We start from the raw sequence: 20,128 nt of genomic DNA, 5'->3' as shown, positions 1-20,128 counted from the left end.
GCATCCGCACGGGGCCTGTTCGCGTACGGCGCTACCGCGCGTCCACAGGGGCCTCGTACAGCTCGAACCAGATGGTCTTGCCCTTGCCCCGCGGGTCCACGCCCCACGCGTCCGCCAGCAGCTCGATCAGCATCAGCCCGCGCCCGAAGGAGGCGAGTTCGCCGGGATGGCGCCTGTGCGGGAGGTCGTCGCCGGCGTCCGTGACCTCGACCCGTATCCGGCGCCGCTCCTGCCCGTCGGTGGCCTCGGTGACCTCGGCGATCAGGAGGGCGTCCGCGTCCGTGTGGACCAGCACGTTGGTGACCACCTCGGAGACCAGCAGGACGGCCGAGTCGACCTGGTCCTCGCGGGCCCAGTCCTGGAGGAAGTCGCGCACGTGCCGGCGGGCACCGGCGACCTGGTCGGGCCCGTCCTGGGCGACCGTCAGGGCCGTACGGCGCACGGAAGGCCGTACGGGGGCGGTGTCGCCGTGGCCCTCGCCCTGCCGGCCCAGCAGCAGGACCGCGATGTCGTCCTCGCGGCGGTCGGCCAGCGGGCCGGGGGTGTGGTGGGAGGACGGGCCGTGCACGCCTTGGACCAGGGCGTCCGCCAGCGCCTCCAGGTCGCCCTCGTGCGACTCCAGGATGCGGCGGATGCGGTGCCAGCCGGTGTCCAGGTCGTGGCCGCCGGTCTCGATCAGGCCGTCCGTGCAGATCAGCATGGTCTCGCCGGGCTCCAGGGCGATCCGGGTCGTCGGGTAGTCGGCGTCCGGGTCGATGCCGAGGGGGAGCCCGCCCGCCGTGTGCCGCGTCAGGACCGTGCCGTCGGACATCCGCACCGCCGGTTCGGGGTGCCCGGCGCGAGCGATCTCCAGCGTGCCGGTCGCCGGATCGACCTCGATGTAGAGGCAGGTCGCGAAGCGCAGGTCGGTGCTGTCCTCGTCGGACGTGATCCCGTACAGGAAGCGGGAGACGCGGGCGAGGACCGCGTCCGGGCGGTGGCCCTCCGAGGCGTACGCGCGCAGCGCGATGCGGAGCTGGCCCATGAGGCCGGCCGCGCGCACGTCATGGCCCTGGACGTCGCCGATGACGAGGGCGAAGCGGCCGCCCGGCAGCGGGATCAGGTCGTACCAGTCGCCGCCGACCTGGAGGCCGCCGCCGGTCGGTACGTAGCGGGCGGCGACGCTCATGCCGGGGATCTCCGGGCCCAGGGTCGGCATCATCGAGCGCTGCAACCCGTCGGTGAGCTCGCGCTCGGTCTCGGCGGTGCCCGCGCGGGAGAGGGCCTGGGCGAGCATGCGGGCCACGGTGGTGAGGACCGAGCGCTCGTCGGGCGTGAAGGAGACCGGATACGTGAAGGCCGCCATCCACGCGCCCATCGTGCGGCCGGCGACGGTGAGCGGCAGGAAGGCCCAGGAGTGGCGGCCGAACGGCTCGGCGAGGGGCCAGGAGGCGGGGTGGCGGGACCTGTAGTCCTCGGGGGAGGAGATGTAGACGGCACGGCCCGTCCGCACCACCTCGGCGGCCGGGTAGTCCATCTCCAGCGATATCTGGGTGAAGGGGCGCTCGTCGCCCGGCTTCTGCCCGTGGTGCCCGATGACGGTGAGCCGGTCGGCCTCCACGCCGAAGACGGCGAGGCCGTCGGGCGAGAAGCCCGGCATGGACAGCCCGGCCGCGACCCGCAGCACCTCCTCCGTGGAGCGCGCCTCGGCCAGCGCACGGCCGGCGTCCAGCAGGAACGCCTCGCGTGAGCGGCGCCAGTCGCCGGTGACGGGGGTGCGGGCGGCGGTGCCGGGAGGGGGTTCGGAGACCTCCTGGAGGGTGCCGATCAGCTGGTACTTCCCGGTGACGGGGTCGACGATCGGCTTGGAGCGGCTGCGCACGAGGCGCACCACTCGTCCTCGCTCGTCCATGACCCGCATCCGGACCTCGGCGATGGTCCCCTCGGTGACGGCGAGCCGGACGACGCCGTCGACCTCGATCCAGTCCTCCGGGTGGAAGCGGGCGCGGATACCGCCCTCGGTGATCGTCGTCGGCTCCGGCGGCAGCCCGAGGAGCCGCGCGGCCTCGGCGTCCAGAGTGACGACCCCGGCCTCGATGTCCGAGCGCCACAGGCCGGTCGCGAGAGCGGACAGGACGTCCCCTACGGCGGGCAGGGGCTCACCAGTGAGCATTGACCCACTTTAGGAACAGCTGATCGGACACTGCCACCGAAGCCGTGGATCAGGCCCGGCCACCGTGGCCGGGAGCCGACGGTGTCCCGGGAGCCACGGCGAAAGGAGAAAGCGCTGTCCCCGAACGGGCGCCAGTAGCCCGAGGCCACTACCTCGCTGGTGGCAGGTGCACGCGGCGGGGTGTTCATTGGCGGGGAACCACCGTCGCACGTCCGCGGGCGCGCGCCGCTGGGTGGGGCGGGCGCCTGGGGTCTGTTCGTGGGTCGGGCACGGTGGATACCGGTGCGGTGGGGTGCGGTGCGGGGTGCCGGGCGGTGCGGGATGCTGTGCGGGGCGGTGCGGGGTGCCGGGCGGTGCGGGATGCTGTGCGGGGCGGTGCGGAGTGTTGGGCGTTGCGGTGCGGTGCGGTGCGGGATGCGGGTGCTGTGCGCGGTGCGGGATGTGGTGCGGTGCGGGATGCGGGATGTGGTGCGGTGCGTTGCGATGCCGGGTGCGCCCGAGCTGTTAGGGGCGCGGGGAACTGCGCGACAAGCCACAACGAACCCGCAGCCACCCACCATCAGAACCCGGCAGACGAACCCCACCCCCCACCGGCACAGGAAACGCACCCCCAAACCGCCGGAGGCGCCCGGTACCCTGGCAGTTCCGGGCTCAACCCCGCCCGGTGCCCCGGGGTGCGACCCCGGCGAAACCCGATCCGCGAAGACTGGATGAACGACGATGCATCGGTACAGGTCCCACACCTGCGGCGAGCTCCGCGCCTCTGACGTCGGCACCGACGTCCGGCTGAGCGGCTGGCTGCACAATCGGCGCGACCTGGGCGGCATCCTCTTCATCGATCTCCGCGACCACTACGGCATCACGCAGCTGGTGGCCCGCCCGGGCACGCCCGCGTACGAGGCGCTGGACCGGCTCTCCAAGGAGTCGACCGTCCGCGTCGACGGCAAGGTCGTTTCACGTGGAACCGAGAACGTGAACCCGGACCTGCCCACCGGCGAGGTCGAGGTCGAGGTCGGCGAGGTCGAGCTGCTCGGCGCGGCCGCCCCCCTCCCGTTCACGATCAACACCGAGGACGGGGTGAACGAGGAGCGCCGCCTGGAGTACCGCTTCCTGGACCTGCGCCGCGAGCGCATGCACCGCAACATCATGCTGCGTACGGCGGTCATCTCGGCCATCCGTCACAAGATGACGGCGCTGGGCTTCAACGAGATGGCGACGCCCATCCTCAGCGCCACCTCCCCGGAGGGCGCCCGCGACTTCGTCGTGCCGTCGCGCCTGAACCCGGGCAAGTTCTACGCGCTGCCGCAGGCCCCGCAGCAGTTCAAGCAGCTGCTGATGATCTCTGGCTTCGACCGCTACTTCCAGATCGCGCCCTGCTTCCGTGACGAGGACGCCCGCGCGGACCGTTCGCCGGGCGAGTTCTACCAGCTCGACGTGGAGATGTCCTTCGTCGAGCAGGAGGACGTGTTCCAGCCCATCGAGAAGCTCATGACGGAGCTGTTCGAGGAGTTCGGCAACGGCCGGCACGTCACCTCCCCCTTCCCGCGCATCCCCTTCCGCGAGGCGATGCTGAAGTACGGCTCCGACAAGCCCGACCTGCGGGCCCAGCTGGAGCTCGTCGACATCACCGACATCTTCGAGGGGTCGGAGTTCAAGGCCTTCGCGGGCAAGCACGTACGTGCCCTGCCGGTGCCGGACGTGTCCGCGCAGCCCCGGAAGTTCTTCGACCAGCTGGGTGACTTCGCGGTCTCGCAGGGTGCGAAGGGCCTGGCCTGGGTGCGGGTGAACGAGGACGGTTCGCTGACGGGCCCCATCGCGAAGTTCCTGACCGAGGAGAACGTCGCCGAGCTGACCAAGCGCCTGTCGCTGGCCTCCGGCCACGCGGTGTTCTTCGGCGCGGGCGACTTCGACGAGGTCTCGAAGATCATGGGCGCGGTGCGGGTGGAGGCCGCGAAGCGCGCCGGGCACTTCGAGGAGGACGTCTTCCGGTTCTGCTGGATCGTCGACTTCCCGATGTACGAGAGGGACGAGGAGACCGGGAAGATCGACTTCTCGCACAACCCGTTCTCGATGCCGCAGGGGGGCCTGGAGGCCCTGGAGACCCAGGACCCGCTGGACATCCTCGGCTGGCAGTACGACATCGTCTGCAATGGCGTCGAGCTGTCGTCCGGCGCCATCCGGAACCACGAGCCGGAGATCATGCTCAAGGCCTTCGAGATCGCGGGCTACGACCGTGAGACCGTCGAGGAGCAGTTCGCGGGCATGCTCCGCGCCTTCCGCTTCGGTGCCCCGCCGCACGGCGGCATCGCCCCCGGTGTCGACCGCATCGTCATGCTGCTGGCCGACGAGCCGAACATCCGCGAGACGATCGCCTTCCCGCTCAACGGCAACGCCCAGGACCTGATGATGGGTGCGCCGACGGAGCTGGACGAGACGCGACTGCGGGAGCTGCACCTCTCGGTGCGCAAGCCCCAGCCGAAGTAAACCCCGGGCTCTGCGGAAAGGGTCCTGAAGTCGCTCGTCGACTTCAGGACCCTTTTCCGTGTGCCGGGCCCATGGTGCGAGCACGGGTTCGCGGGGTTCGGTTCGCGGGGTTCACGGTGTTCGCGGAATTCATGGCGTTCACATACATGATTACCGAACCAACCCATTGACCTGGAAGTTCGGCCTCCGTTAGGTTCCCCAAGTTCTTGCGTACGTGATTGCGGTTCACGTATGTGCACGACCCTGAGGGGAGACAACGATGTCACAAGTCGTGATACCCGATGTGGAACGCCGCGCAGTCGGCAAGTTCCTGCGCCGTATGCTGCCGATCCTGGTCCTGATGCTGCTGATCAACCAGATGGACCGGACGAACGTGGGCTTCGTCCAGGACGAGCTCAGGGCCGACGTCGGGGTGAGCGCCACCGCGTACGGTCTGGGCGCCGGGCTGTTCTTCATCGGGTACGCCCTGTTCGAGGTGCCCAGCAACATGCTGCTGGAGCGGTTCGGCGCACGCGTGTGGCTGACCCGGATCATGATCACCTGGGGTGCGGTGATCGTGGCGATGTGCTTCATCCACAACGTGTGGATGTTCTACGCGCTGCGCTTCCTGCTCGGCGTCGCGGAGGCCGGCTTCTTCCCCGGTGTGCTCCTCTACTTCACCCAGTGGCTGCCCGACTCCAGCCGGGGCCGGGCGAGCGCGATCTTCCTCGGCGGCTCGGCCACCGCGTACATCGTGACCGGCCCGATCACGGGCGCGTTGCTGGAGCTGGACGGGATCGGCGGATTCGCCGGCTGGCGCTGGATGTTCGCCCTCGAAGGGCTCCTCTCGATCGTCGTCGGGTTCATCGCGGGCTTCTTCCTCGTCTCCCGCATCCAGGACGCCCGCTGGCTGACCCAGGAGGAGAAGGACGCGCTGAGCTCGGCGGTCGCCCGGGACGAGGAGGCCCGCAGCCGCGCACCCAAGGTGTCCCGGCTCAAGCTCCTGATCCACCCCCAGGTCGCCCTTCTGACCACCGTGTTCTTCGCGATGGCGCTCACCGGGTACGCGATCACCTTCTGGCTGCCGAGCCTGGTCGACGAGATCGGCGGGCTGTCGCCGTTCCAGGTCGGCCTCCTCTCGGCCATCCCCTGGATCTGCGCCGTGATCGCGATGTATACGGTGAGCCACTTCACCGACGGCGCCCCGGACCGCCGCCCGTACCTGGCGATCGCCCTCGTCCTGTCGGCCATCGGCACCTTCCTCGCCACCCTGGGCTCGCCCTGGTTCGGTCTGGCCGCCATCACGCTGGCCGCGGTCGGCGGGAAGGTCGCGGCCACCCTGTTCTGGCCGATGGCCCAGTCGGGGCTCGACCTGAAGATCGCCGCGCCCGGTCTGGCGGTCGTCAACTCCATCGGAAACCTGGGCGGTTTCGTCTCCCCCACCCTCTTCGGCTACCTCAAGGACACGACCGGCTCCACGAACGGCGGCCTCTACACCCTGTCCACGGCGTCCATCCTGGCGGTCATCGGCGTCGCCCTCATCCGCCGGAGCGGCGGCTCGGCGACCGGATCGGGCACCCCGGCCGCAGCGAAGGGGCAGGTGGCGACCGGCGGCTGAGCCGAACGACGGCGCCCGGGACTGTGAAGCTCTGGGCGCCTTCCGACGTTCCCTCGATCAGCACCCAGCACCACCCGCGCACCGCGCAGGGGGCCCATTCCAGCGGGCGGTCCGTCAGGAACCCCAGGCGGACACCACGTCCTGCGCACCCCACACCAGCCCGACTCCGCGCTGTGTCATGCGGGGGCATCCTCGGGGGTTTCCGGGTCCTCGTCGAACAGTTCCTCCGCGTGTGTGACCGTGACGGCCCTGCGGAGCCAGGTGTTGACACGGTCGAGGTCAGTGCAGGTGGTCACGCGATCGCGGATGTCGTCGGAGACAGGGATCTGGCGTACCTCCAGGACGGCCAGGACTCCCTTGGCCTCGCCCCTGGCCTCGCCCTTGGCCTCGCCTTCGAGGTAAGCCTTCTCCAGGATCGTGCCTTGGCCGGGGAAGTAGTTGACGAACGTCATGATGTCCCTCCATTTGTGTCCGGCTGGGGTCTTCCCCAGGGTTCTGTCCAGGAATTGGTAGAAGTAGTTGCCGGCGTTCCAGTCCATCTCCGCGAGGGCACGGCCCAGTGCGTCCAGTATGGCGTCGATGTCGGGGCTCTTGGCGTGTGCCAGGGCGGAGAACGCGGCCATTGCGGGTTTCTCCGCCGCGGTTCTCGTATCGGTGATCACCGGGAGGTTGTCCGGTCCGACGACCAAGGGGTAAGTCCGCTGGGCGGTCCAGCCTCGGGCCTCGCAGACGAAGGGACCGGTCGCCCACTTGGTCGTGGCCCTGTCGCGGCAGACCACGAGCAGGAGTACTGGCAGGCCGTATTTCGCCTGGAGGTAGGCGACATAGTACGGCCAGCTCGACTCCTTCTTCGGGTCCCGCCTCTCCTGTGCTTCGACGGCGAGCAGGAAGTCGTCACCGTCGGAGGGGCCGATGCGCAGCACTGTGTCTACGTGGCGCGCCAGTGGCTTGGTCTCCGTCGCGTCGGTGGCGATCACGTCCACGGTCGCCTTCTCCGGTAACGCGATGCCCAGCACCCCGAAGACGGGCGCGAGAATCTCGGGCCGCTCCTGGAAGATGCGGTGCATGCCCTCGTGAGCTGATGTGACCATGTGTGCAACCTAGGTGGCTCAAGGTGTGGGATGTCCGGATGATCGGGATGCGTTCACTCTTTCGGGGGCCGAAGAAACGTTCACGCCGCCCTCGCCAGCTCGCACCACACGAACTTGCCGTTTCCGTCCGGGGGTTGGGTGGCCGTTCCCAGGGCGTACCACCCCCAGTTGTCGGAGCACCCTTCGACGAGGGTGAGGCCGCGGCCCGATTCGAGGGCGGGGTTCAGGGTGGTGTCGATGCGCGGTGCCGGGATCGGCGGCTTGGGGTCCGTGTCCCATACGCCGATCCGGAGAGTCGGGTCCGACCAGCGGAGCCTTATGGCCGCCGGGCCCTTCGTGTGCCGTACGGCGTTGGCGACCAGTTCCGTTGCGGCGAGTTCGGCGGCTTCGGTGAGTTGGGGCAACTCGTGGAGGGCGAGGATCAGTCGGAGGGCGCGGCGGCAGATCGTGACGGCGCGGGGGTCGGTGGGGATGGAGAGGGTGTAGGTCCAGGGCTCGTCGGGTGCGGTGGGTTCCCCGGGTTCGGGCATAGGTAGCTCCTGGTCTGGGAGTGGGGGGTTGGAGAGTCGGGCTGCGCTGCGGTCGCGGGCGGTGGCTCTGCCGCGGCCGCCGTGGCAGGGCGGGGCGGTGCGCTTCCGGGGTCCCGGCGTTCCGCAGTGTGTGCGTCGCGTCACTGAACGTAGGGCCAAATGTTTCGCCGAAGCAAGTCGTTCGCGTAACCTGACACCCGATCGGGGTCGTTCAACCTCCGGTATCGCCAGTGCTCTTGGGGAATGAGAAGGCATATGCCCGCAAGGATCCAGCCGACTGCCCGTCAGGTGCGCGTGGGCACCGAACTGCGCAAACTGAGAGAGGCTGCGGGGCTGACTTCCCGGGAGGCGGCTCGGTTGCTCGGCACGAACCCGGCCCAGATGAGCCAGATCGAAGCAGGTAACGCCGGGGTCAGCAAGGAGCGTGTGCGGAGACTCGCAGTGCAGTACGCCTGCGCCGACAAGGAGTTGGTCGACGCCCTTGTGGAGATGGCGGCGGACCGAACACGCGGCTGGTGGGAGGAGTACCGGGATGTCCTCCCACCCGAGTTCCTGGATTTGGCCGAGCTGGAGTACCACGCGAGGTTCATGCAGGTGATTGCGACCGCTCATGTGCCGGGCCTGCTCCAGACCGAAGAGTATGCGCGCGCCGTGTTCGGATACTGGGTGCCGCCGCTCCCGAGCAGTGAGCTGGAACTGTGGGTTGCGTACCGGATGCGGCGCCAGGAGGTGCTCTCGCGAGAGCCCGCAGTTCCCTACGAGGCTGTCCTGCACGAGTCCGTACTGCGTACTCGCGTCGCCGACCGACGGGTAGCACGTGCTCAACTTGACGCGTTGCTGTGTCAGTCGGAGCGCCCCAACGTCTCGGTGCGAATCGTTCCCTTCGATGTCGATGGGTTCGCCGGCGCCAGTTCGTCGTTGGTTTACGCGGGCGGTCGGGTGCCAACCCTGGACACCGTGCAGCGGGACACCCCGTACGGCTCCGCATTCCTGGACGCCTCCGCTCAACTCCTCGTCATGCGAACGCTCTTCCGTAAGGTGGAGTCAGCGTCCCTTGACCCCAGTCGGTCGCGGGAGTTCATCCACCGTCTGTTGAAGGAGATGTAGGCGTGATCCAGTGGCAGAAGTCCACGTACTCCGGTGGCGCGGCGGGAAACGAATGCGTAGAACTCGGCTGGGATGAAGGCGAGTTGATCCTCCTTCGCGAAAGCGACTCCGGCACCCGAATACTCTCCGTCACCCCCACCGCGCTCGCCGCACTCCTCCGGGGCATCCAGGGCGCCCGCATGCCGACCCGCCTGTGAGCGACCCGGAGTTCGCCGTCCACCGTTTGGCGAAGGAGCTGTGACGTGACTCCGTGGCAGAAGTCATCGTTCTCCGGTGGTGCCGACGGCAACGAGTGCGTCGAACTTGGCCACGGCGAAGTCACGTTGCTTCTCCGCGAAAGCGACGACCCCGCCCGAATACTCCCCGTACCCCCCACCGCCCTCGCCGCACTCCTCCGGGACATCCAGGGCACCCGAACGTCGACGCGCCCGTGAGCGACCGGTAGCCGCACGGGGCACTCCGGGCGGGGGCGGGGTCATTCGTCGGGTGGGGGCTCCAGCGCTTCCTCCTCCAGGAGGCGTTCCGCGATGTCGTCGGCCCAGGACTGGGCCCACCGGCGGAGGGCCGTGATGGCCTGTTCGTCGAGGCCGGAGTGGGTGAAGTTCCTGTCGGCGACCCACTCGATGCCCTCCAGTCGGGACTGGAGGTCGGTGAGGTCGAAGGCGTCGAGGGCGTGGCGGCGGCCCAGTTCCTCCAGTTCGGTGAAGCTCCAGCGGTCCGCGGCGGCGTGGACGGCGACGAGGTCGCGGGCGAGGCCGCGGTCGGTCAGGGCCCGGACTTTCGTGCCGATGACGTCTTCGAGGGAGAGGGCCGGGCCGAGGGCGGTCGGGACGGGTGGGCGCCAGAGGGTTTCCTTGAGGATGTCGAGCGTGTGGTCCTCGTCCGTGGCGGGGTCGGTGACGATCAGACGGCTGGCGAGGGGGTCCGTTTCCCGGGGGCGTACGCGCCAGCCCCGTTCCTCCAGGCCGGCCCGCACCGCGGCCGCGATCGACTCCATGGGCTCGGGGCTCTCGGTCGCCACCTCCAGGGCGCCCGGCGCGGGCCCCGCGACCAGGCCGTGCGCCTGCACCGCATGGTCGCCGGAGAGGGCCAGGGCGTAGGGGGCGCCGATCGCGAGTACGTCGAGCGGGAGGCGCCGCCCGGTGTCAGTTTCGTTCACGTGGCGGCTCGGGTGGGGGAGTGGCCATGCCCTGATTATCGCGGGGTGGTGCGGCGACGCGGTGGCGTCACGCGGCACGTCGGAGGATCACCGTCCGCATGCCGCCTCCGGCACCGTTCTCCTCCCGTACCACCCGCAGCCCGGCCGTACGACACTGCTCCAGCACCCAGGCGTGGGCGAGCCGCAGCTTGCGGTAGCTGCGGGCGTGCAGGGTCCAGGCGCCCTCGGGGGCGGAACGGGTGTGGATCAGGTCGTGCACGACGACCGTGTAGTCGTCGTAGTCCTCCGGGTACTCCAGGAAGCAGGTCATGATCCGGTCCTGCGCGGAGCGGACCGGCAGGAAGCGGTCGGTGCCGGTGAGCGGGACGGTCAGGTCGCGGTAGGAGAGGACGGCCGTTCCGTCGGGGGCGAGCGCGCCGGCGATGTCGTTCAGCAGGGCGGCCACATCCCCCCTGGTCGGGAGGTGGGTGAGCGTGTCGCCCAGGCAGACGACCGCGTCCGCCGAGCCGGGGCGGACCAGTTCCCGCAGGGCGGTGCGCAGATCGGACCGTACGGGCCGGATCGCCGGTACGTCGGCGGCGTGCGCCGACAGTTCGTCCAGCAGCGACTGGCTCAGGTCGACCGCGAGGACCAGGTCGACGCCCGACTCGGCCAGGGCCAGGCTCGTATGGCCGGGGCCGCAGCCCAGGTCCACCGCCAGCGAACCGTCGGCCGGGCCCGGGACCACGGGCACCACACCCCAGTCCGCCAACTGCGCGCGCTGGGCGGCGGCCAGCGCACCGAGGTCGCCGCCCAGCATCCAGGTGTAGTGCTCCGCGAGGAAGCCGTCGTAGTGCTCGGCGGCGGCGGGTGTGGTGGGTGCCGTGGGCGTGGTGGGCGTCATCGAGGTGGGGGTCCCTTCGCATCCAGTGGATGGCAGGAAATCTAGGGTCGGATACGGGAGTATGGGGGAAGAGCCGAACCAAATTCGGTTCACCGCCGAGAATGACGGCCATGGACGACATTGATTCGGCGATCCTCAGCCATCTCCAGCGCGATGGACGGCTCACCAACCGGGAGTTGGCCCGCCTGGTCGGTATCGCGCCCTCCACCTGCCTGGAACGGGTCCGGGCGCTGCGGGCTCGCGGTGTGATCACCGGGTACCACGCGGCCGTGCAGCCGCGCATGCTGGGCCTGTCCCTCCAGGCACTGGTGTTCGCGCGCCTGCGTCCGCTGAGCCGGGAGGTGATCTCCGGCTTCGAGGCGTATCTGGCCCAACTGCCCGAGGTCGTCTCCGTCTTCGTGGTCTCCGGCGACGACGACGTGGTCGTCCACGTGGCCGTGCCGGACATCGAGCAACTGCACGCGTTCCTCATGGACCGGGTCAGCGCGCGTCGGGAGGTGGTGAGTTTCCGCAGCTCGGTGATCTATCAGCAGACGAGTACGCGGGTGCTGACGCCTGTGAACGGACGCCAGGGAGACGAATGAGCTGGTGCTTCAGGCAGGCGATCGCACTGCGCCCGACGGCGGCACAGAATGCGCTAGCGTCCGTGCAGTCCGCGGGAGCCGGGACCGTTGGTTGTTCCCACCCTCGGTGCGTGGGGAAGGTTTGATCACCACGGAGTCGCAGGAGGGGGCCCTTGAGCTGGCAGGACGAGTACACGCCGCCGTATGTCGGGGAGTACCGCATCGAACGTCGCATCGGAGCAGGCGGCATGGGGGTCGTCCATCTGGCCGTGTCGCCGTCGGGCCGAAAGGTCGCCCTGAAGATCATCCGAGGGGAGTTCGCGGACGACACCGACTATCGCGCTCGCTTTCGGCTTGAGATCGATGCCGCGCGACAGGTCAGCGGGGCATTCACCGCCTCGGTCGTCGGCGCCGATCCCGATGGCGAGCCCCCGTGGATGGCGACGCAGTACTTTGACGCCCCGACGCTTTCGGAACGCGTCCGCGAGACCGGCGCGTTCGACGAGGACGCCGTGTGGCAGCTCGGTCGCGGACTTGCCGAGGCTCTGCGCGACATCCACCGGGCCGGCCTGGTGCACCGCGACCTGAAGCCGAGCAATGTGCTGCTGACCGAGGACGGCCCCCGGGTCATCGACTTCGGCATTGCCCGGGTGCTGAAGGCCGAACCCCTGACGCGGACCGGCAAAGTCCTCGGCACCGTCTCCTTCATGGCCCCGGAACAGCTGAACACGCCGCGTGAAGTCGGGCCGGCGGCCGACGTGTTCGCGCTGGGTGGAGTCCTTGTGCATGCGGCGACGGGCCGGGGGCCCTTCGACGGTGACCCGGACGCCCCGCCCATCGCGGTCGCGATGAAGATCGTGCACGACGATCCAGACCTCGCCGGAGTCCCATCGGCCCTGCGTTCCGTCGTCGAGAAGTGCCTGCTCAAGGATCCCACCGGTCGCCCCTCCCCCGCCGAACTGCTTGCTCTGCTCCGGGAGAAAGGCGCAGTGGAGGCAGGACCGGAGAAATCGACGGGGACGACGGCACCCGAAGGTGTCACGAACGGTCCCCGGCTGCGGCCCCGGACGCTCGCCTACGTGCTGACCGCCGTGACCACGGTCGTGGTTGCAGTGGCGGTGCCGATGATGCAGGCGGACGACGCGGGAGGAGACCGTGGCGACGCCAAGGGCTCCTCCTCACCCTCGGCCGGCGCCTCGCCGACACGGACTGCACCCGCCATCGAAAAGGTGGCGGCCATGCGGCCGCAGGGGTGGGCATTGTGGGAAAAGAAGCCGGCCACCACCACCGTGGGGCGTAGCTGGGATGACCTTCCCGGCTGCGCCGGTACCGGAGACATTCTTGTGTGCACGGAAGACGGTGGTGTGGTCGAGCGGATCGACGCGGCCTCTGGACGGGTCATATGGAGCGAGCGGTACGACGAGAACTTGCGGCGTGGGTCACTCGTGGGGTTCGCAGGAGAGACTGCCCTGGTCGAGGACCCGGACCGGGAGCAGCTCGTGGGCTTCGACGTGAAGACCGGTGACCGGCTGTGGTCGGCCGAGTCGTCGGGGACTCCGTCTTCCCTCGTGCAGAAGTCCGCGGTCACCATGGTTCACCCGCATGTGGACGGGACCCGGATCGACCGCAGGGACGCACGGACGGGAAAGCTGGTCGCGTCCAGGACGTTTCCCGCCGGCGAGTATGTCGAGGTCTTTGACGGCGGAAACGGCGTGCTGCACCTGTTGAAGTACGGGGCGGACGGGGGCTTCATCACGTCCGTCGCCGTCCTCGACGCCGACACGTTGCGGACGGCGAAGGCTCTCGCCACCTTCGATGAGGACCCTGGCTCGCCGATCGCGGCCGACGGCGACACGGTGTCCTTCCTCCTGGACGGCAAGAGCATCACCCGCGTCACCCGCAAGGACGGAAGCGTGAAACGTCTCCCCCTCCGGGGTGCGCCTGTCGGCACTGCCCGCGCGCAGGGCAGCGCGGTCTATCTCAGCCGGCCGGATGGCACGCTCGCGTCGTACGACCTGCGGACGGGCCGCCGGAACTGGATCCTGGAGACGGAGGCAGAGTCCCCCGCCCGGCCCGTGCTCGCCGGTGGTCGTCTGTACAGCCTGGCCGGCGATGGACGGATCATCTGTGTCGACGCCACAACGGGCAAGACGGTGTGGTTGAGCGCGGCGCGGCGCGATCCGAACACGAGCATCGCGAGCCTCACCAACGAACGCCCTGAACCCGTGGTACTGAACGGCGTGGCGTATGCGGGCTCCAGCACGGGGTCCATTTTCGCGGTCGCCCCGCCCTCGGCTTGAGGAGACCGGGCCGCGCCTGACGGTGCGGCCCATGGTCGACCGGGTGGGGGCTACCTCGCCACGAACTGGGTGAGGATCGCCTGGACCTCGTAGATGTCCACGCCCTTGGTGAAGGTCTTCTCGATCGGCTCGTGGGTGCCGGAGAGCCAGATCTTGAGCTCGGCGTCGAGGTCGAAGTGGCCGGCCGTCTCGACCGAGAAGTGCGTGATGCTGCGGTAGGGGACCGAGTGGTACTCCACCTTCTTGCCGGTGAGCCCCTGCTTGTCGACCAGGATCAGGCGCCGGTCGGTGAACAGGATGGTGTCGCGGATGAGCAGGTACGCGGCGTGGATCTGCTCCCCGTGACCCAGCAGACGCTCGTAGTCCTGCTGGGCCTTGCCGGGGTTGACGGTGTGCGCGTTTCCGAACAGTGCCATGTATCGGGGGACGCGCGCGGGGGCGTGCGAGGTTGCGAGCAGAGGGCCTGGAACATATCGTCCCAGGCCCTCTGCTCATGGTGCGTGTACTACGCGTTCGGCTTCTCCTCCAGGCGCGGGAAGAGGATCGCGCCCTTCGTGACCGTCGTACCGGCCGGGAGCCTGCCCCACGCGCCGGCTTCCTGGACCTGCTGGTCCGCGAGGGCACCGAGGGAGGCCTCGGCGCCGAGGGAGTCCCAGAGCTTCTGGGAGGTCTCCGGCATGATCGGGTTGAGCAGGACCGCCACCGCACGGAGGGACTCCGCGGCGGTGTAGAGGATGGTCGCCAGGCGGGCCTTGCCCACCTCGGAGTCCGCTGCGTCAGCAGCCTGATCAAATGCGGTCTTGGCGACCTTCCAGGGCTCCTGTTCCGTGATGTAGCCGTTGACCTGCTTGATGAACTCGAAGACGGCCAGGATGCCGCCCTGGAAGTGCAGCTCGTCACCGATCTTGCGGTCGGCCTCCGCAGCGGCCCTGGCGAGGCCGTCGTGGATGGCTTTCTCTGCTGCGCCGTCATCCGTCGACGCCGGGAGCGTGCCGCCGAAGTACTTGCCGACCATCGCCGCCACACGCGAGGCGAGGTTGCCGTAGTCGTTGGCGAGTTCGCTCGTGTAGCGGGCCGAGAAGTCCTCCCAGGAGAAGGAGCCGTCCTGACCGAAGGCGATCGCGCGCAGGAAGTACCAGCGGTACGCGTCCACGCCGAAGTGCGAGGTCAGGTCCTGCGGCTTGATGCCCGTCAGGTTCGACTTGCTCATCTTCTCACCGCCGACCATCAGCCAGCCGTTGGCGGCGATCTTGCCGGGCAGTGGCAGGCCGTTCGCCATCAGCATCGCGGGCCAGATGACCGCGTGGAAGCGGAGGATGTCCTTGCCGACCAGATGGACGTCGGCCGGGAAGGTCGACTCGAACTTCGCCGGGTTCTCGTTGTAGCCGACCGCCGTGGCGTAATTGAGCAGCGCGTCGACCCAGACGTAGATCACGTGCTTGCGGTCCCACGGGATCGGGATGCCCCAGTCGAATGTCGAGCGGGAGATCGACAGGTCCTGCAGGCCCTGGCGCACGAAGTTCACGACCTCGTTGCGCGCGGACTCGGGCTGGATGAAGTCCGGGTTGGCCTCGTAGTGAGCGAGCAGCTTGTCGCCGTACTCGCTCAGCTTGAAGAAGTAGTTCTCCTCCTTGAGGATCTCCACCGGCTTCTTGTGGACAGGGCAGACCTTCTGGCCCGCGTACTCGCCCTCGCCGTCGAGCAACTCGCCGGGGAGCTTGTACTCCTCGCAGCCGACGCAGTAAGGGCCCTCGTAGCCGCCTTGGTAGATCTCGCCCTTGTCGTACAGGTCCTGGACGAACTCCTGCACACGGTCCGTGTGCCGCTTCTGGGTGGTGCGGATGAAGTCGTCGTTCGCGATCTCCAGGTGCTCCCAGAGGGGCTTCCAGGCCTCCTCCACGAGCTTGTCGCACCAGTCCTGCGGGGAGACCCCATTCGCTTGCGCGGTGCGCATGATCTTCTGACCGTGCTCGTCCGTGCCGGTGAGGTACCACACCTTCTCGCCGCGCTGGCGGTGCCAGCGTGAGAGCACGTCGCCTGCGACGGTCGTGTAGGCGTGGCCCAGGTGAGGAGCGTCGTTGACGTAATAAATGGGGGTGGTGACGTAGAACGCCTTTCCACCCTGCTTCTCGGATCCAGTGGCCGCCATGGACGAAATCCTACTGGTCCCGTGAAGATCGACTCACACGCGTTTCGGGGGGCGGACACTGTCCCGTCCGCCCCCCGATGGCTGCTGCGTGGTGTCTTGGGCTACGGGCGCCAGTTCGCCAGTACGCCTTCGTAGAGTTCCTTGTCGGTCAGCTCGCGCGGGGTCTCGCCGGCCAGGAAGTGGGCCGTGTTGTCCGTCTTGAGCTTGCGGAGGTAGTCGAAGGCCTTGTTCTCCGGGTCACCGAAGGCGACGAAGGAGAAGAAGACGGCGGGGTGGTTCTTCGCCGCGTTGGTGAGGGCCTGGGTGGCGGGGGTCTTCGCGTCCGGGGCGCCGTCCGTCTGGAAGATCACGAGCGCGGGGTTCTCGGTGCCGGACCTCTCGTAGTGGGCGACGATCTCCTCGACGGCCACGTGGTAGCTGGTACGGCCCATGCGGCCGAGGCCCGCGTGGAGGTCGTCGATCTTGTTCTCGTGCTCGTCGAGGGTGAGCTCGCCGGTGCCGTCGAGTTCCGTGGAGAAGAAGACGACGTGGACCGTGGCGTCGGGGTCGAGGTTGGCGGCGAGGGCGAGGGCCTGCTCGCCGAGGGCCTGGGCGGAGCCGTCCTTGTAGTACGGGCGCATGGAGGCGGAGCGGTCGAGGACGAGGTAGACCTTGGCGCGGGTGCCGGTGAGGTTCTGCTTCTTGAGGGTGGCCGCGGCGGCCTTGTAGGCGGTGGTGAGGGTGGGGGCCTTGGTGCGGATGCGCGCTGCGGGGTTCGCTGCGGCGGGCTCGGGGGTGTTCTCGGCCTCGGCTTCGCCTTCGGCCGGGTTGTCGTTCCCACCCGCACCACCCGTGCTGCCTTCGTCGTCGGCTGCGGGTGGCCCCTGTGGGGCCTGGTCGCCGTCGGCGGCTGCGGGTTCGGTCGGCTGTTCGGTGGGCTGGGTCGGCTCCGTTGATTCGGCCGACTCGGTTGATTCGGTGGACTCGGTTGATTCGGTCGGCGTGGTCTGCTCTGTCGGCTCTACGGCGACTGTGGCCGGCTCCGGGGTCTCGGTGGCCACGGGCTCGGGCTCCGGCTCCGGCTTGGCCTCGGCCTTCTCCTCCGGCTTCGGCTCCGGCTCAACGGCGGGTTCCGGGGTTGCGGCGGCCACGGGGGCCGGCTCAGCGGTGGGCTCGGGCTCCGTCACGGCGGTGGGCTCGGGCTCGGGCGCCGGTGTCGTGGGCTCCGGCTCGGCGGCAGGCGCCTCGGGCTTCGGCTCCGCGGCCACCTCCGCCTCCGGCTCCGGCTCGGGCTCAGGCTCCCGCTCGGGGGCCTTCTCCGGCTTCGGGGCGGGCTCCGTCACGGCGACGGGCTCGGGCTCGGGCGCGGCGGTGGCCTCGGGCTCGGCCGTCGGCGCCGCGGGCTTCGGCTCCTCCGGCCTCGGCTTCGGCACCGTCACGTTGTCGAAGGCCGCCGAGACCAGGTCGTCCGCCGCAGACGGGCTCTGCTCGGACTTGGGAGACGGGGCCGGGACCTTCGGCTCCCGGTCCTGCGAAACGGCTTCCGTGGCAGTGGAGACAGCCTTCGGAGAGGTGGAGACAGCCTCCGTGGAAGCGGTGGATGCAGCCGATGGAGAAGGCGTCGGTGCAGGAGCAGCTGCCGTGGAAGGAGCCTGCGTGGTCTCGGGCGAGGGCTCCCGCGAAGAGGCTGTCGCGTCGGCGTCGCGCCCCTTGCGTGAGCGGCCGAACGCGTTCCGCAGGAGAGAAAGAATGCCCATGTTGCGCAACCCTTCGCGTGTGTTGAAGCCCGTCGATCCCTGGCCAGGACGGACACGTAAGGTTAGCGGCCGACGGGGGCGATCTTGGGCTGGGGCAAGAAGAGTCGGTAGACCGTTCCGCGCGCCCGTGTCAACATGGCCTCGACCTCCCCAGCTTCACCACTTGTTCACCCGCTGTCCGCGTACTCGAACGCATTCGCCCCTACCGTCCCAATCACATCAAGGGCACGCATCGGGAGAGTAAAGTGCGCAAACTGTTGCCAGTGGTTGGAGTAAACGGGGCGAGCGCGTCGCACCCCGGGGGGCGGTCCGCCATGACCTGCCGGTTCCGGTGTGGTGACGCCTGCTTCCACGAGGTGCCGAACACCAGCACCAATGAATACGTCGGTGACGTCATCGCCACCGCGCTGAGCCGGCGGACGATGATGCGCGCCGCCGCCGTCGTGACCGTGGCCACCGGTGCCGGTGCCGCCGTCGTCACCCCCGCCGCCGCGGGCACGACCGACACGGGTACCGCCGCCGACGCCCCCGCCGCCACGGCCGCCAAGCAGGGCAAGGCCGCCCGCGGTCTGCGTTTCGCCCCCGTCGCCCCCAACACCACCGACGCCGTGGTGATCCCCGACGGGTACCAGCAGAACGTCGTCATCCGCTGGGGCGACCCCATCCTGCGCGGCGCCCCCGCCTTCGACCCCGAGAACCAGACGGCCAAGGCCCAGGCCGGGCAGTTCGGTTACAACAACGACTTCCTCGCCCTCCTCCCGGTGCCGGGTGAGCGCGGACGGCAGATCCTCGTCGCCAACCACGAGTACACCGACGAGGTGCTGATGTTCCGCGGGTACGACCCCGCGAACCCCACCCGCGAGCAGGTCGAGATCGCCTGGGCCGCGCACGGTCTGGCCGCGGTCGTCGTCGAGGAGGACAAGCGCACCGGCAAGCTCACCGCCGTGCCCCGGCACCACCTCAACCGCCGTGTCACCGCCACCACCGAGTTCCGGATCACCGGCCCCGCCGCCGGGTCCGACCTGCTGAAGACCTCCGCCGACCCGACCGGCACGAAGGTCCTGGGCACCCTCAACAACTGCGCGGGCGGCACCACGCCCTGGGGGACCACCCTCCACGGCGAGGAGAACTTCAACCAGTACTTCGCCAACAGCAGCCGCGCGACCGACAAGCGGTACGGCATCGGCACCGGGGCCTCCGAGCGCAAGTGGGAGAGGTTCGACAAGCGGTTCGACGTCGCCCAGGAGCCGAACGAGGTCCACCGCTTCGGCTACATCGTCGAGTTCGACCCGTACGACCCGACGTCGACGCCCCGCAAGCACACCGCGCTCGGCCGCTTCAAGCACGAGGGTGCGACCATCCGGCTGACGGCCGACGGCCGTCCCGTCGCGTACTCCGGTGACGACGAGCGCTTCGACTACCTCTACAAGTTCGTCGGCAGCAAGCGGATGAAGCAGGGGACGTCGCGTGCCGTGCGCGAGCACAACCTCTCCCTGCTCGACGAGGGCACCCTCTACGTCGCCAAGTTCACCGGCAACTCCCCCGCCATCGAGATCGACGGCACGGGCAAGCTGCCGAGCGACGGCGAGTTCGACGGCAGCGGCGAGTGGATCCCGCTGGCCACCGCCACCGCCGACGGCGCCGTCTCGCACGTGGACGGGATGACGGCGGAGGAGGTCTTCGTCTTCACGCGGCTCGCCGGTGACAAGGTGGGCGCCACGAAGATGGACCGCCCCGAGGACGTCGAGCCCAACCCCGTCAGCGGCAAGGTCTACGTCGCCCTGACGAACAACAGCAACCGCGGTGTCGGCTCCAACGCCAAGGCGGACGAGGCCAACCCCCGCAACGCCAACAAGCACGGCCACATCCTCGAACTCACCGAGCGCTGGAACCGGCCCGAGAGCACGACGTTCGCCTGGCAGCTGTTCCTCGTCGCGGGTGACCCGAACGACCCGGCCACCTACTTCGCGGGCTTCCCGAAGGACCAGGTCAGCCCGATCTCCTGCCCGGACAACGTCGCCTTCGACCCGCACGGCAACCTGTGGATCTCCACCGACGGCAACGCGCTCGGCTCGCACGACGGCCTGTTCGGCGTGGCGACCAAGGGCGAGCGGCGCGGTGAGCTCAAGCAGTTCCTGACCGTGCCGAACGGCGCCGAGACCTGCGGCCCGATCGTCCAGGACCGCCGCGTCCTCGTCGCCGTCCAGCACCCGGGCGAGATCGACGGCGCCTCCGTGGAGAACCCGAAGAGCGCCTGGCCGGACGGAGAGGGCAAGATCGTTCGCCCGTCCGTGGTCTCGGTGTGGGCCGTGGACGGCAGCGACATCGGCGTCTGACGGTCCGTGACGCGGACGTAGCGGGGTACCGGAATGGCGCG

Annotated in this window: 16 protein-coding genes; 8 read left to right on the top strand and 8 right to left on the bottom strand. The window is 69.2% G+C overall.

Annotated elements, in window-relative coordinates; genetic code table 11:
* Positions 1-31: 31 nt before the first annotated feature.
* Positions 32-2,152, bottom strand: a complete 2,121-nt coding sequence (locus IE262_RS31705) for a SpoIIE family protein phosphatase (RefSeq protein WP_134038433.1) — start codon at positions 2,150-2,152, stop codon at positions 32-34.
* A 720-nt stretch (positions 2,153-2,872) separates the two neighbouring features.
* Here IE262_RS31705 and aspS point away from each other — a divergent pair.
* Positions 2,873-4,636: an aspartate--tRNA ligase gene (aspS, locus tag IE262_RS31700; protein WP_189878553.1), complete on the top strand. Its 1,764-nt coding sequence runs from the start codon at positions 2,873-2,875 to the stop codon at positions 4,634-4,636.
* Positions 4,637-4,895: 259 nt separating this feature from the next.
* On the top strand, positions 4,896-6,233 hold the full coding sequence (locus IE262_RS31695; protein ID WP_134038439.1) for an MFS transporter: 1,338 nt from the start codon (positions 4,896-4,898) through the stop codon (positions 6,231-6,233).
* A gap of 176 nt (positions 6,234-6,409) precedes the next feature.
* Here the strand turns inward: IE262_RS31695 and IE262_RS31690 are convergent, their stop codons facing one another.
* A complete protein-coding gene (locus tag IE262_RS31690; RefSeq protein WP_229877656.1) occupies positions 6,410-7,324 on the bottom strand; it encodes a hypothetical protein in 915 nt (304 codons plus the stop codon).
* A gap of 80 nt (positions 7,325-7,404) precedes the next feature.
* Complete coding sequence (locus IE262_RS31685; RefSeq protein WP_189878552.1) at positions 7,405-7,854, bottom strand: ATP-binding protein; 450 nt, start codon at positions 7,852-7,854, stop codon at positions 7,405-7,407.
* Positions 7,855-8,109: 255 nt separating this feature from the next.
* Between IE262_RS31685 and IE262_RS31680 the strand changes: the two genes are divergently transcribed.
* From IE262_RS31680 to IE262_RS31670, 3 genes are read left to right on the top strand one after another with little or no spacing between them, the layout of a single operon-like run.
* Complete coding sequence (locus tag IE262_RS31680; protein WP_134038444.1) at positions 8,110-8,961, top strand: helix-turn-helix domain-containing protein; 852 nt, start codon at positions 8,110-8,112, stop codon at positions 8,959-8,961.
* 2 nt (positions 8,962-8,963) lie between these two features.
* Positions 8,964-9,158, top strand: a complete 195-nt coding sequence (locus IE262_RS31675; RefSeq protein ID WP_189878549.1) for a DUF397 domain-containing protein — start codon at positions 8,964-8,966, stop codon at positions 9,156-9,158.
* Between the two features lie 45 nt (positions 9,159-9,203).
* Positions 9,204-9,395, top strand: coding sequence for a DUF397 domain-containing protein (locus IE262_RS31670; RefSeq protein WP_189878547.1), 192 nt, complete (start codon positions 9,204-9,206; stop codon positions 9,393-9,395).
* Positions 9,396-9,436: 41 nt separating this feature from the next.
* Here the strand turns inward: IE262_RS31670 and IE262_RS31665 are convergent, their stop codons facing one another.
* Together IE262_RS31665 and IE262_RS31660 are read right to left on the bottom strand one after the other, a co-directional pair.
* The gene (locus IE262_RS31665; protein WP_189878546.1) at positions 9,437-10,120 is read right to left on the bottom strand and encodes a nucleotidyl transferase AbiEii/AbiGii toxin family protein; all 684 of its coding nucleotides are present in this window, start codon (positions 10,118-10,120) and stop codon (positions 9,437-9,439) included.
* Between the two features lie 67 nt (positions 10,121-10,187).
* Positions 10,188-11,003, bottom strand: coding sequence for a class I SAM-dependent methyltransferase (locus tag IE262_RS31660; RefSeq protein WP_189878544.1), 816 nt, complete (start codon positions 11,001-11,003; stop codon positions 10,188-10,190).
* A 110-nt stretch (positions 11,004-11,113) separates the two neighbouring features.
* On the opposite strand from IE262_RS31660, the gene IE262_RS31655 reads away from it, so the two are divergent.
* Together IE262_RS31655 and IE262_RS31650 are read left to right on the top strand one after the other, a co-directional pair.
* Complete coding sequence (locus tag IE262_RS31655) at positions 11,114-11,587, top strand: Lrp/AsnC family transcriptional regulator (RefSeq protein WP_189878542.1); 474 nt, start codon at positions 11,114-11,116, stop codon at positions 11,585-11,587.
* 152 nt (positions 11,588-11,739) lie between these two features.
* Positions 11,740-13,866: a serine/threonine-protein kinase gene (locus IE262_RS31650; RefSeq protein WP_229877654.1), complete on the top strand. Its 2,127-nt coding sequence runs from the start codon at positions 11,740-11,742 to the stop codon at positions 13,864-13,866.
* Between the two features lie 50 nt (positions 13,867-13,916).
* On the opposite strand, the gene IE262_RS31645 is transcribed toward IE262_RS31650, so the two are convergent.
* The 3 genes from IE262_RS31645 to IE262_RS31635 form a co-directional block, all read right to left on the bottom strand.
* Positions 13,917-14,282, bottom strand: coding sequence for a PH domain-containing protein (locus IE262_RS31645; protein ID WP_134038469.1), 366 nt, complete (start codon positions 14,280-14,282; stop codon positions 13,917-13,919).
* A gap of 89 nt (positions 14,283-14,371) precedes the next feature.
* The gene (gene metG / locus IE262_RS31640; protein WP_189878539.1) at positions 14,372-16,015 is read right to left on the bottom strand and encodes a methionine--tRNA ligase; all 1,644 of its coding nucleotides are present in this window, start codon (positions 16,013-16,015) and stop codon (positions 14,372-14,374) included.
* Positions 16,016-16,116: 101 nt separating this feature from the next.
* The gene (locus tag IE262_RS31635; RefSeq protein WP_189878537.1) at positions 16,117-17,751 is read right to left on the bottom strand and encodes a VWA domain-containing protein; all 1,635 of its coding nucleotides are present in this window, start codon (positions 17,749-17,751) and stop codon (positions 16,117-16,119) included.
* A 245-nt stretch (positions 17,752-17,996) separates the two neighbouring features.
* Here IE262_RS31635 and IE262_RS31630 point away from each other — a divergent pair, with 245 nt between their 5' ends.
* Positions 17,997-20,087, top strand: coding sequence for a PhoX family protein (locus tag IE262_RS31630; protein ID WP_189878535.1), 2,091 nt, complete (start codon positions 17,997-17,999; stop codon positions 20,085-20,087).
* Positions 20,088-20,128 lie beyond the last annotated feature (41 nt).

The organism is Streptomyces bluensis (assembly GCF_014650715.1).
GTDB lineage: Bacteria > Actinomycetota > Actinomycetes > Streptomycetales > Streptomycetaceae > Streptomyces > Streptomyces bluensis.
Note: the sequence above shows the minus strand (reverse complement) of the source record. Positions and strands in the feature narration are given on the sequence as shown.